Raw genomic sequence first — 12,530 nt, forward strand, 5'->3', positions numbered from 1 at the left:
TGCGGTTCCGCACCCGGGTAGTCCTCGGTGACCAGCACCTCGGCCGGCACCGGCAGTGCGGCGGCGACCTCGGTGAGCCGGGGCATCAGGCCGGCCCCGAGCCAGTGCCGGGAGGACCAGACGGCGGTGCCGGGGGCGACCAGGAGCAGCAGGAAGTCCTGCCCGAGCCGGGCCCGCAGACGGTCGGCGGAGCCGTCGGTGGTGACCACCGGCAGGTCGGGGACCTGGACGCCGGGAGCGGTCGCCGGCAGGTTCTCGGTGAGCGAGGTGCCGCGGCCGGGCGCGCGCTGCACGGGCACCCGGCCGGGCACGCCGGAGGGCGCCGCCGGGTAGGCGGGGGCGCCGCCGAAGCGGCCGGTGCCGAGCTGACCGTCGGCCAGCAGCGGCGCGTGCTTGCGGAACGAACCGGTGAGCAGTGAGCGACGGGTCTGCTGCCAGCCGCGCAGCGGGCGCAGCAGCGGCATCGCCTGGTCCACGGCGCGCAGCCGGGCGCCGACGGCGCCGCGCCGCTCGGCCTCGTAGCCGTCGAGCAGGGAGCCCCCGGGCGAAGCGGGACGGGCGCTCCCGGTCGGGGGAGGTGCCAGGCCAGGGCGAGCCGCCAGGAGAGGTTGTCGGCGTCGCGCAGGCCGTCGGCGAGGTTCTGCATGCCGAGGGCGCCGTGCAGGTGGGCGGCGTCTCCGGCGAGGAAGCACCGTCCGGAGCGGAAGCGGGCGGCGAGGCGCTGCTGGGCGGTGTGGTCGGCGGCGGCGAGCAGCTCGTACGCGGGGAGTTCGCCGCACCAGCCGGTGAGGGTGGCCTTGACCCGGGTGAGCAGGGTGTCGCCGGTGACGATGCCGGGCCAGGTGGCGTGCGGGTCCACCGGTTCGGTGGGGGCGGGCCGGCCGGGCGGCAGACGCCAGTCCAGGCGCCACAGGCCGTCCGGGAGCGGGCGGGCGCAGGCCTCGCGGTCGCCGCGCCACGGGGGTTCGCGGTGCAGCCGGGCCTCGCCCGCGAAGGGCAGGTCGACCCGGACGGTGGCGACCGCGTGCCGGTCCACGGCGGGCCGGCCGGGGAAGCGGATCTTGAGCAGCTTGCGGACGGTGGAGCGGGCGCCGTCGCAGCCGACCAGGTGGCTGCCGCGCCACCAGGTGCGGGCGCCGTCGCGGGAGCCGGTGGTGCGCACGCTCACCCCGTCGCGGTCCTGCTCCAGTTCGACGACCTTGGTGAGCGACACCAGCTGGATCAGCGGGGTGGCGGTGACGGCGTCCCGCAGGCCGCGCTGGAGGCGGTGCTGGGCGAGGTGCAGGACGGGTGCGCCGTCCAGCGGGATGCGCAGGACCTCGGCCCGGCGGCGCCAGACGGTGAAGGCGTCCCAGGTGGCGGCGTCGGAGACGGCCCGGTGGTAGCCGAGCCGGGCCAGCAGGGCGGCGGCGTCCTCGCCGAGCACCACGGTGCGCGGGCTCTCGGGGCAGACTCCCGCGCCCTCGTCGAGGACGATGCTGGGCACCTCGTGCCGGGCGAGGGCGAGGGCGAGGGCCAGGCCGACCGGCCCGGCCCCGACCACGATCACCGGGTCCACGCGGGGACCTCCGGGCGCGCAGGATCAGCATATGCCGCGTGGGTGGTCCCGGGTGGTGTCACGAACAGCAATGCAACAGATCACCCGGGGTGCCGTCAAGCAGCGACCGGTGTGCGCCGGTTCGCGCCGCGGCGGCTGCGCGCCTCCAGCCACTTCGCCAGCGCGGTGAGGGCCAGGCACAGCCCGATGTAGATCGGCCCGATCACCATGATCATCGGGATGTACGGGTAGCCGGGCGAATTGGAGGCGATGACCTTGCCCGCGTACAGCAGCTCCGGGTAGGTGATCACGAAGCCGAGCGAGGTGTCCTTCAGGGTGACCACGAGCTGGCCGATGATGGCCGGCAGCATCGAACGCACCGCCTGCGGGACGAGGATCAGGCCCATCACCTGGGTCTTGCGCAGACCGAGGGCGTAGGCGGCCTCGCCCTGCCCGCGCGGCACCGCAGCGATCCCGGCGCGGATCACCTCGGCCTGGACGGCCCCGTTGTACAGCGTGAGGCCGAGCACCAGGGCCCACATCGGCTGCGAGGCGAACGCCCCGCGGTAGAGCGCGAAGATCATGATCAGCAGGGGCATCGCCCGGAAGAACTCGATCACCGAGGTGCAGACCGCCCGGACGGGCCGGTGGTCGGAGAGCCGTCCGGTGGCCAGCAGCGTGCCGAGCACGATCGACAGCACGCCGGCCAGCGCGAAGGCCTTGAGGGTGGCCACCGCCCCGTCCAGGATCCGCTGCTGGACGGCCTTGTACTGGAAGGTGTCCCAGAGCTGCCCGTCGAACTGCCCCGCGTCGGCGAGGCTGGCGTACGCGTACCAGAGCAGCCCGGCGATCCCCAGCAGGGAGAGGACGCCGAACAGCCGGTAGCGCGCCCTGGCCCGCGGGCCGGGGGTGTCGAAGAGGACGGTCGCGGAGCGGGTGGCGGTGCTCATCGGACCACCGCCAGCTGGGACTCCAGGAGGCGGAACACGCCCCGGACGGCGAAGCTGAGCGCCAGGTACGCCACCGCCGCCCAGGCGAAGATCGGGAGGATGGCGTACCCCTTGTCGGTCAGGGTCTGCTGCGCGTTGTAGAGCTCGGAGACGCTGAACGCGCCGGCGATCGCCGAGTTCCTCGGCAGCGCGATGAAGATGCTGCTCATCGGGCCGAGCACGGTGCGCGCGGCCTGCGGCAGGATGATCTGCCCCAGCGTCTGACCGAAGGTCAGGCCGAGGCTGCGGGCCGCCTCCGCCTGGCCGAGCGGCACCGTGTTGATGCCGGAGCGCAGCACCTCGCAGACGAAGCTGCCGGTGTACGCGCTCAGCGCCATCGCCGCGAAGGTGAAGCTGTCGAAGTGCACGCCCAGCCGCGGCAGGGCGAACACCACGGCGATGAACAGCAGGGTCAGCGGGGTGTTGCGGAACACGTTCACCCACACCGCCCCGAACGCCCGCAGCGCCGGTACCGGGGAGACCCGGAAGGCCGCCAGCACCGTGCCGAGCAGCAGCGCGAAGAGCGCACTCACCGCGCTCAGCTCGACCGTGGTCAGGAACCCGTCGCGGAAGGTCGCGAAGTTGTCGTCCTCGAACATCATGCCCACGCCGGCGGCCCTCCTCTCTCGTCGTTCAGCTGGTCACGAGGACCGGTGTCAGTAGCGCTCGAGGGCCGGGACGGCCGGCGCCGGGGAGCCGGACAGGCCGAGGGTGGCGTCGTACGCCTTCTTCCAGTCCCCGTTGTCCTCGTGGGCCTTGAGCGCGTCGTCGATCGCCTTGCGCAGCACCGCGTCGTCCTTGGCGAGACCCACGCCGTACTGCTCGGTGGAGAACGGCTTGCCGATCACCTTGAGCTTGCCGGCGTTCTTCGCGGCGAATCCCTTGAGGATCGCGTCGTCGGTGGTCACCGCGTCGAGCTCGCCGGTGAGCAGCCGGTCCACGCACTGGGCGTAGTTGTCGTAGTGGATCGCCTTGCCCTTGCCGATGTACTTCTCGATCTGGTCGACCGAGGTGGAACCGGTGACGGTGCAGACGTTCTTGCCCACGGCGCTCTCGGGGCCGGTGATCGCCGTGTCGTCCTTGCGGACCAGCAGGTCCTGGCCGGCGATGTAGTACGGGCCGGCGAACGAGACGTCGTTCTTGCGCTTGGCGTTGATGCTGTAGGTGCCGACGTAGTAGTCGATGTTGTTGTGCCCGATCTCGGTCTCGCGGTTCGCCGAGACGATCGTCTTGAACTCGATCTGGTCGGGCGAGAATCCGAGGTCGGCGGCGACCATCTTGGCGATCTCGATGTCGAAGCCGTTGCGGGTGTTGGTGGAGACGTCCTCGAAGCCCAGGAACGGCTGGTCCGACTTGGCGCCGATGATCAGCTTGCCGCGCTTCTTGGCCGCCGTCCACGCCGGCGAACCGTCCAGCTTGGCCGCGGTGTTGACGCTGTACGTCGGCAGCTTCGGGGCGGCCGCGTCCGAGCCGGTCGACGGCGAGCCGTCCTTGCCGCAGGCGGCGACGGCGGTCAGCGCGAGCACCGACAGGGCGGCGGCGATGGTGCGACGGGTCCTCATGAAGTCGTGCTCCCCTGGGTTGTGTCCGCGATGCGGCCGGGCCGCGGGCGGGACGTTCCGTGACTGAGGCCGGGCACCCCCTCGGGCCCGGCCGTGAGCGATCGGCGCTGACGCTGCGTCAGGACGCTCAGTGGTGCAGGATCTTGGACAGGAAGTCCTTGGCGCGGTCCGAGCGCGGCGAGGTGAAGAAGGCGTCGGGCGTGTTCTCCTCGACGATCCGGCCGTCCGCCATGAACAGCACCCGGTTGGCGGCCGAGCGGGCGAAGCCCATCTCGTGCGTGACCACCACCATCGTCATGCCGTCGGCGGCGAGTCGGCGCATGACCTCCAGCACCTCGTTGACCATCTCGGGGTCGAGCGCCGAGGTCGGCTCGTCGAAGAGCATCACCTTCGGCTTCATCGCCAGCGCGCGGGCGATCGCCACCCGCTGCTGCTGGCCGCCGGAGAGCTGGGCCGGGAACTTGTCCGCCTGGGCGCCGACACCGACCTGCTCCAGCAGGTCGCGGGCCGTCCGCTCGGCCTCGGCGCGCGGCACCTTGCGCACCTTGACCTGCGCCAGCACGACGTTCTCCAGCACCGTCCGGTGCGCGAACAGGTTGAAGCTCTGGAACACCATGCCGACCTCGGCCCGCAGCCGCGCCAGCTCGCGCCCCTCGGCGGGCAGCGGCCGGCCGTCGATGGTGATCGTCCCCGAGTCGATCGTCTCCAGCCGGTTGATCGTCCGGCAGAGCGTCGACTTGCCCGAGCCGGACGGGCCGATCACGACCACGACCTCGCCCGCCGTGATGCTCAGATCGATGTCCTGCAGCACGTGGAGCGCGCCGAAGTGCTTGTTGACCCCGCTCAGGACGACCAGCGGAGCCTGCGCTGCCGCGGCCTCGGAGGCGGTGGTCTCGGTCATCGCGCGGTGCTCCCTCGTGTCGGATCCCAGGGCGAACTCCCTTGGGCGGCGCTGCTCGTGGTACCGGGGGCCGGAGCCGGCGGAGCCCGCAGCCCCCGGTGGGCCCGACCCTAGGAGTCCCGACGATGCCATGTCAGCCGATCTGAGCGGAACTTGAGGATCACGATCGGGCCACGCACCGCAGCCGCCCCGGCACCCTGTGTGCGGCACCGGGTGCGCGGTACCGGCTCGGTAACGGTCCGCCCGCCGGGTCGGCCCCGGGCGCATCCGGGTGGTCCGATGGATGGGGACGCCCCGCGGGGGCGGGGTTGCGCCCCGGCGCTGTCCAGGTCAGGCGGGTGGACGGCACAATACTCCGAACCGCATGGACGGGACCGGCCGGGGCCGGGACCGGCACGGGGGCGGGACGGACCTCCGGCTGCCACCGGAGGAGAGGAGGACACGGATGCGACTGCTGCTCGTCGAGGACGACGACCGCGTCGCCGCGGCGCTGACCGCCGTCCTGGGCCGACACGGCTTCCAGGTCAGGCACGCGCGCAGCGGGCACGAGGCACTGGACGCGCTCGTCCCGGACGGCAGCGAGCCCTTCCGGGTCGTGCTGCTCGACCTGGGACTGCCCGACCGTGACGGCTTCGAGGTGTGCAGCCGGATCCGGGCGGGCAGCGGGGTGCCGGTGATCATGGTCACCGCGCGGGCCGACATCCGCTCGCGCATCCACGGCCTCAACCTGGGCGCGGACGACTACATCACCAAGCCCTACGACATGGGCGAGCTGCTGGCCCGGATCCACGCGGTGGCCCGCCGCGGCCTCGCCGCCAGCCCGGCCGGCACCGCCGTCGAACCGGCCGGCGGCCCGCTGGAGTCCCGCGGCATCGTCATCGACCGCGAGCGCCGCCGGGTCACCGTGAACGGCCGGGACGTCCCGCTCACCCGCAAGGAGTTCGACCTGCTCGCGCTCCTCGCGCAGAGCCCCGGGGTGGTGTACCGGCGCGAGCAGATCTTCAGCGAGGTCTGGCGCAGCGGCTGGGAGGGCAACGGCCGCACCCTGGAGGTGCACATCGGGTCGCTGCGCACCAAGCTCGGCCTGCCCGGACTGGTCGAGGCGGTGCGCGGGGTCGGCTACCGGCTGATCCCGGAGCAGCCCGCCGACCCGGACGGAGCCGTCGCAGAAGCGCCCGCCGGAGCCGACACCGACGCCGATCCGACCGCCGCGGAGCGCTGACCGCCGTGCAGAACCGCCTGCTCGGCATCCTGCTCTCCCTGATGGCCTGCGTGCTGGCGGCCCTCGGGCTGCCGCTCGCCGCGGCCGTCGCCGCGGCCGAGCAGAGCCGGGTGGTCGTCGACCGGATCGACGACATCGCCCGCTTCGCCCAGGACCTGCCCACCCAGGGCCGTCCCGGCACCGACACCGCCGTCAAGGGGGACACCCAGCCGGTCGCCGGCGACACCACCCGGCTGCACGTGCTCGCCATCGAGGCCGCCCGCTACCACGACCTCTACGGGGTGCGGGTGGGCATCTTCCAGCGCGACGGCACCGCCGTCGCGGCCGCTCCGGAGGGCTGGACGGTGCCGCGCACCGGCGTGGGCGCGCAGGCCTTCCAGGAGGCGCTGGACGGCCGCCGCAGCCACAACCCGCCGCAGGTCTGGCCCTGGACGCCGGATCGCACCCTCACCGTCGCCCTGCCGGTCGTCCGCGACGGCGACGTGGTCGCGGTGGTGATCACCGAGTCGCCGACCGGGCCGATGCGCTCCCGGGTGCTGCACCGCTGGCTGTGGATCGGCGCCGGCGAGGTCCTCGCCATGATCGTCGCCGTGCTGCTGGCCCTGCGGCTGACCGGCTGGGTGCTCCGCCCCGTCCGCACCCTGGACCGGGCGACCCACGACATCGCCACCGGCCGGCTCAACGCCCGGGTGGCGGCCAGCGGCGGCCCGCCCGAGCTGCGGCGACTGGCCCACTCGTTCAACGACATGGCCGACAACGTGGTGCTCGCCATCGACCAGCAGCGGGCGTTCGTCGCGGACGCCTCGCACCAGCTGCGCAACCCGCTCGCCGCGCTGCTGCTGCGGGTCGAACTGCTCGGCCTCGAACTGCCCGACGGGCACCAGGACGAGATCGGCGCCGTCCGCGAGGAGGGCGCCCGGCTGGCCCGGGTGCTCGACGACCTGCTGGGCCTTGCCACCGCCGAGCACGCCCGCCCGGAGCCCGAGCCGGTCGACCTGACCGCACTGGTGCTGGCCCGCCTGGACGCCTGGCGCCCGGTCGCCAACCAGCGCGCCATCGAGCTCGCCTGGGACGGCCCCGCGCTGGCGCACTGCTGGGCCGACCCGATCGGCTTCGGCAGCGCCCTGGACGCCGTCCTCGACAACGCCCTGAAGTTCACGCCGTCCGGGTGCCGGGTCGCGGTCGCGGTCGTCCTCGGCCGCAAGGAGGTGACCGTCTCGGTGACCGACTCCGGGCCCGGCCTCACCGAGGACGAGCTGGCCAGGATCGGCGACCGGTTCTGGCGCAGCCCGCGGCACCAGAACGTGGACGGCTCCGGGCTCGGCCTGTCGATCGCCCGCACCCTGATGCTCGCCGGCGACGGCTCGCTGGACTTCGCCCCGGCGGAGCCGAACGGCCTCACCGTGGTGCTGACGGTGCCCCGCAACCGGAGCCGGGTGGGCGCCGCCGGGTGACCGCGGGCCCGGCCCGGCCGGGCCCCGGGCCCTACGGCTTGATCGAGGTGTAGAACCGCCGGGCGCCCTCGTGCAGCGGCAGCGGATCCGTGTAGACCGCCGTCCGCAGGTCCACCAGCTGCGCCGCGTGCACCACCGCGCCGATGGTGTCCCGGCTGTCGATGACGGTGCGGGTCATCGCCTCCACCAGCCCCGGGTCGACGTCGTCCCGGGTCACCAGCAGGTTCGGCACCGCGACCGTGGGTACCGCGACACCCGTGGGCTGGGCCTTCGGGTAGGCGTCCTTGGGGATGGTCGCGGCCCGGTAGGCGTCCGCCTCGCCGCCCTCCAGTTGGTGCAGCGACTCGGCCAGGTCGGCGAGCGGCACGATCCGGATCGGGAACCGCTCCGACAGGTCGGTCAGGGCCGCGGTCGGCAGGCCGCCCGACCAGAAGAACGCGTCCAGCTGCCCGCTGCGCAGCTGGTCGGCGGCGTCGCCCACGCCCAGCTGCGCGGGCCGGATGTCCTTGCCGAGGTCGAGTCCGGCCGCGGCGAGCAGCTTGCGGGTGACCAGGTTCACCCCGGACTTCTCCTGGCCCACGCCGACCCGCAGTCCGCGCAGGTCGGACGTCTTCTGCACCGGCGAGCCGGCCGGCACGACCAGCTGGAGGTAGTCGTCGTAGAGCCGGGCGATGGCCCGCAGCCGGCCCTTCTGCGGGCTGTCGAAGCCGGCCACCGAGTCGGCGGTGGCGATCGCGAAGTCGTCCTGGCCGGAGACGACCCGCTCCAGGTTCTCCACCGACCCCTGGGAGTTGTCCAGCCGCAGCCGCACCCCGGCATCGCGGTCGCCGCGTAGCCCTGCAGCAGCTGCCCGTAGCGGTCGTACACCCCGCGCTGGACGCCGGTGGCGAAGTTGACCTGGCCGCGGGGGTACCCCGGGCCCGAGCCGGAGGTCAGCCACCAGCCGCCGAGGCCGGCCGCGACCAGCAGGGCGAGCACGGCCGCCAGCGGGCGGCTGCGGGCCGCGCGGCGGACGGCCGCGCCGACGGCGGCGGGGATCGGGGTGAGGGCCATACGGGGGATACTGCCAGGCGCGACGGCCGGGCGGGAGGCCCCGCCCGGTGCCCGTACCCTTGCTGTCGTGGGTATGGAGGAGAGCTTGCGAACTTACAAGGTCGTCACGTACGGCTGCCAGATGAACGTCCACGACTCCGAGCGGCTGTCCGGGCTGCTGGAGGACGCCGGCTATGCCAAGGCCGGCCAGGACGCCGATCCCGACCTGGTGGTCTTCAACACCTGCGCGGTCCGTGAGAACGCCGACAACAAGCTGTACGGCAACCTCGGCCGGCTCGCGCCCGCGAAGCAGCAGCACGCGGGCATGCAGATCGCCGTCGGCGGCTGCCTCGCGCAGAAGGACCGCGACACCATCGTCCGCAAGGCGCCCTGGGTCGACGTGGTCTTCGGCACCCACAACATCGGCCACCTGCCCGCCCTGCTGGAGCGCGCCCGGGTCGAGCAGCAGGCCCAGGTGGAGATCCTGGAGTCGCTGGAGACCTTCCTCCACCCTGCCGACCCGGCGCGAGTCCGCCTATGCCGCCTGGGTCGCCATCTCGGTCGGCTGCAACAACACCTGCACCTTCTGCATCGTCCCGGCGCTGCGCGGCAAGGAGGAGGACCGCCGGCCCGGCGACGTCCTCGCCGAGGTCGAGGCGCTGGTCGCCGAGGGCGTCGTCGAGGTGACGCTGCTCGGCCAGAACGTCAACGCCTACGGCTCCGACCTGGGCGACCGCGAGGCGTTCTCCAAGCTGCTGCGCGCCTGCGGGCAGGTCGAGGGCCTGGAGCGGGTCCGCTTCACCTCGCCGCACCCGCGGGACTTCACCGACGACGTGATCGCCGCGATGGCCGAGACGCCGAACGTGATGCACCAGCTGCACATGCCGCTGCAGTCCGGCTCGGACACCGTGCTGAAGGCCATGCGCCGCTCGTACCGGCAGGACCGCTTCCTCGGCATCATCCGCAAGGTCCGCGAGGCCATGCCGGACGCCGCGATCTCCACCGACATCATCGTGGGCTTCCCGGGCGAGACCGACGAGGACTTCGAGCAGACCCTGCACGTCGTCCGCGAGGCCCGCTTCACCAACGCCTTCACCTTCCAGTACTCCAAGCGCCCGGGCACCCCGCCGCCGACATGGCGGACCAGGTGCCGAAGGCCGTCGTGCAGGCGCGCTACGAGCGGCTGGTCGCCCTCCAGGAGGAGATCTCCTGGGAGGAGAACAAGAAGCAGGTCGGCCGCACCCTGGAGATCCTGGTCGCCGAGGGCGAGGGCAAGAAGGACGACCGCACCGACCGGCTCTCCGGCCGCGCCCCCGACAACCGGCTGGTGCACTTCACCCGGCCCGCCGAGCCCGTCCGGCCCGGCGACATGGTCACCGTGGAGATCACCTACGCGGCGCCGCACCACCTGCTGGCCGAGGGCCCGACCGGCGCCGTCCGCCGCACCCCGGCCGGTGACGCCTGGGAGCGGCGCCAGGCCGCACCGGCCGCCAAGCCGGCCGGCGTGATGCTCGGCATCCCGACGATCGGCGCCCCGGCGCCGGCCCCGGCGGCCGCGCCCGGCTGCGGCTGCGACTGACCGACCGGCCCTCCCGCCCCTCGCCCCCGGCTGCCGTCCCGGCCGGGGGCCTCGGCTTTCCCGCGGACCGGTGACGCGGCACTAGAGTGATCGCCATGCTCGTTGCCGCCGCCGTCTGCCCCTGCCCGCCGCTGATCGTCCCCGAGGTCGCGGCCGGGGCCGCCGCCGAGCTCGACGCGCTGCGGGCCGCCTGCGGCGAGGCCGTCGGCGAGCTGCTGGGCTCGGGCGCCGAGCTGATCGTCGTGGTCGGCACCGGGCCGAAGGCCGAGGTCTGGACGGAGGGCGGCGCCGGGTCGTTCCGGCGCTACGGCGTGGACCTCGCCGTCCGGCTGCCCGCCGCCGGCGTCAACGGGCCCGAACTCGCCCCCTCGCTCACCGTCGGCGCCTGGCTGCTCGCCGAGGCCGGCGCGACCGTCCCGGCGCACGCCTGCGCCGTCCGGGCCGACACCGCGCCGCAGCGGCTGCACGGTCTGGGCCGGGGGCTGGCGGAGCTGGCCGACCGGGTCGGGCTGCTCGTCCTCGGCGGCGGCAGCGCCTGCCGCTCGGTGAAGGCCCCGGGCTACTGGGACGAGCGCTCCGAGGCGTACGACGCGGCGGCCGCCGCCGCGCTGGGCGCCGCCGACACCGCGGCGCTGGCCGCGCTCGACCCGCAGCTCTCGGCGGAGCTGCAGGCCGACGGGCGGGCGCCCTGGCAGGTGCTGGCCGGCGCGGCGGAGGGCGCCGGCCTGACCGGGCGGCTGCGCTACGACGACGCGCCGTACGGCGTCGGCTACCTGGTCGCATCCTGGCGCTGACGCCCCGGCCGCCGGGCAGGGCCTGACACGGCCGGGGCCCTCTAGTCGGCGGTGCCGTCCCCGGGCTTGGTGGCGAAGTCGTCGACCACGTGCTTGGCCTTCGCCGTGCCGTGCTCGATCTTCTCGCTGTACTTGTGCTTGGTGGCCTTGTCGACCGCGTGGCCGGCCTTGTCGACGACGTCGTCGATCTGCTCGTTGTGCCGGCCGGCGAGTTCGCTCGCCTTCTCCTTGAGCTCGTCGGCCTTGCCCTTGAGGTTGTCCATCAGACCCATCGTTCGTCTCCTCGTCCGGTGGGGCGCCCCCACTCGTCCAACGCTCGGATGTGCCCGGTTGTTCACCGGTGCAAACCGGTGCGAACCGGTCGGAACCCTCCCGAGCGGTTCCCACGCCGGGTTTGGGAGACTGGATGGGTGAGCAGCCCTGACCCCACCCCGCCCCGTGTCGTCTCGGTGGTCGGCGCGACCGCCGCCGGCAAGTCGGACCTCGCGGTCGCCCTGGCCCGCACCCTGGGCGGCGAGGTGATCAACACCGACTCCATGCAGCTCTACCGGGGCATGGACATCGGCACCGCCAAGCTCACCCTCGCCGAGCGCGAGGGCGTGCCGCACCACCTGCTCGACGTCTGGGACGTCACCGAGGCGGCCAGCGTCGCCGAGTACCAGCGCCTGGCCCGCGCCGAGATGGACCGGCTGCTGGCGGCCGGCCGCACCCCCGTGCTGGTCGGCGGCTCGGGCCTCTACGTCCGGGCGGCGATCGACGAGATGGAGTTCCCCGGCACCGACCCCGCGGTCCGCGCCCGGCTGGAGGCCGAGCTCGCCGAGCACGGCTCCGGCGCGCTGCACGTCCGGCTCGCCGTCCTCGACCCGGGGGCGGCCGAGGCGATCCTGCCGAGCAACGGCCGCCGAATCGTCCGGGCCCTGGAGGTCATCGAGATCACCGGGCAGCCGTTCACCGCCAACCTGCCGGGCCACACCGCCGTCTACGAGGCGGTGCAGATCGGCGTCCAGGTGCCGCGCCCCGAACTCGACCGCCGGATCGAGCTGCGGGTGGACCGCATGTGGCAGGCCGGACTCCTGGACGAGGTACGCGAGTTGGAGAAGGCCGGGCTGCGCGGGGGCGGACGGCGTCGCGCGCGCTCGGCTACCAGCAGGTGCTCGGGTACTTCGCCGGCGACTGCACCGAGGACGAGGCGCGGGCCGAGACCGTCCGGGCCACCCGCCGCTTCGCCCGCCGCCAGGAGTCGTGGTTCCGCCGCGACGACCGGATCCACTGGCTGGAACGGCCCGCGGGCGCCGACCCCCTCGTGCTGCTCGACCGCGCCCTGGAGCTCGTCCGCGGCTGAACCGACGCCGGGCGGCCGCCGCCCGGGGAAGGGATCGGGCCGCCCACCGAGCGGATCCGGCCACCCGGCCGGTGCACCTGCGCACGCAGCTGCAGGTGCACCGCGAACCGGCGGTTAC

At 73.8% G+C, this 12,530-nt stretch carries 9 protein-coding genes and 3 pseudogenes; 5 read left to right on the forward strand and 7 right to left on the reverse strand.

Translation table 11 applies throughout. The features are described 5' to 3' along the window. Positions 1-85 precede the first annotated feature (85 nt). From ABEB13_RS27225 to ABEB13_RS27245, 5 genes are all read right to left on the reverse strand, one after another. The gene (locus ABEB13_RS27225; protein WP_345707554.1) at positions 86-1,558 is read right to left on the reverse strand and encodes an FAD-dependent monooxygenase; all 1,473 of its coding nucleotides are present in this window, start codon (positions 1,556-1,558) and stop codon (positions 86-88) included. A 95-nt stretch (positions 1,559-1,653) separates the two neighbouring features. Beyond that, a complete protein-coding gene (locus tag ABEB13_RS27230) occupies positions 1,654-2,487 on the reverse strand; it encodes an amino acid ABC transporter permease (RefSeq protein WP_345707555.1) in 834 nt (277 codons plus the stop codon). Then, positions 2,484-3,128, reverse strand: coding sequence for an amino acid ABC transporter permease (locus tag ABEB13_RS27235; protein WP_345709836.1), 645 nt, complete (start codon positions 3,126-3,128; stop codon positions 2,484-2,486). Before ABEB13_RS27235 ends, ABEB13_RS27230 begins: the two co-directional genes overlap by 4 nt. 54 nt (positions 3,129-3,182) lie before the next feature. Continuing rightward, complete coding sequence (locus tag ABEB13_RS27240) at positions 3,183-4,088, reverse strand: glutamate ABC transporter substrate-binding protein (protein WP_345707556.1); 906 nt, start codon at positions 4,086-4,088, stop codon at positions 3,183-3,185. A 127-nt stretch (positions 4,089-4,215) separates the two neighbouring features. After that, entirely contained in the window at positions 4,216-4,989 is a 774-nt protein-coding gene (locus tag ABEB13_RS27245) for an amino acid ABC transporter ATP-binding protein (protein WP_380231336.1), read from the reverse strand. A gap of 445 nt (positions 4,990-5,434) precedes the next feature. Between ABEB13_RS27245 and ABEB13_RS27250 the strand changes: the two genes are divergently transcribed. Both ABEB13_RS27250 and ABEB13_RS27255 read left to right on the forward strand, forming a co-directional pair. After that, a complete protein-coding gene (locus ABEB13_RS27250) occupies positions 5,435-6,211 on the forward strand; it encodes a response regulator transcription factor (protein ID WP_345707557.1) in 777 nt (258 codons plus the stop codon). 5 nt (positions 6,212-6,216) lie between these two features. Further along, complete coding sequence (locus ABEB13_RS27255) at positions 6,217-7,665, forward strand: sensor histidine kinase (protein ID WP_345707558.1); 1,449 nt, start codon at positions 6,217-6,219, stop codon at positions 7,663-7,665. Between the two features lie 31 nt (positions 7,666-7,696). Here ABEB13_RS27255 and ABEB13_RS27260 read toward each other — a convergent pair. Further along, positions 7,697-8,718: pseudogene (locus tag ABEB13_RS27260) on the reverse strand (TAXI family TRAP transporter solute-binding subunit). Positions 8,719-8,791: 73 nt separating this feature from the next. On the opposite strand from ABEB13_RS27260, the pseudogene miaB reads away from it, so the two are divergent. Further along, a pseudogene (gene miaB, locus ABEB13_RS27265) lies at positions 8,792-10,276 on the forward strand (tRNA (N6-isopentenyl adenosine(37)-C2)-methylthiotransferase MiaB). A gap of 95 nt (positions 10,277-10,371) precedes the next feature. After that, positions 10,372-11,070 carry a class III extradiol ring-cleavage dioxygenase family protein gene (locus ABEB13_RS27270; RefSeq protein ID WP_345707560.1) on the forward strand — a complete coding sequence of 233 codons (699 nt, stop codon included), beginning with the start codon at positions 10,372-10,374 and terminating at the stop codon, positions 11,068-11,070. 41 nt (positions 11,071-11,111) lie between these two features. Here ABEB13_RS27270 and ABEB13_RS27275 read toward each other — a convergent pair whose 3' ends face one another. Then, positions 11,112-11,342 carry an antitoxin gene (locus ABEB13_RS27275; protein ID WP_345707561.1) on the reverse strand — a complete coding sequence of 77 codons (231 nt, stop codon included), beginning with the start codon at positions 11,340-11,342 and terminating at the stop codon, positions 11,112-11,114. Positions 11,343-11,480: 138 nt separating this feature from the next. On the opposite strand from ABEB13_RS27275, the pseudogene miaA reads away from it, so the two are divergent. Continuing rightward, a pseudogene (gene miaA, locus ABEB13_RS27280) lies at positions 11,481-12,412 on the forward strand (tRNA (adenosine(37)-N6)-dimethylallyltransferase MiaA). The last annotated feature ends 118 nt before the right edge of the window (positions 12,413-12,530 follow it).

Source organism: Kitasatospora paranensis, from assembly GCF_039544005.1.
GTDB classification, from domain to species: Bacteria; Actinomycetota; Actinomycetes; order Streptomycetales; family Streptomycetaceae; genus Kitasatospora; species Kitasatospora paranensis.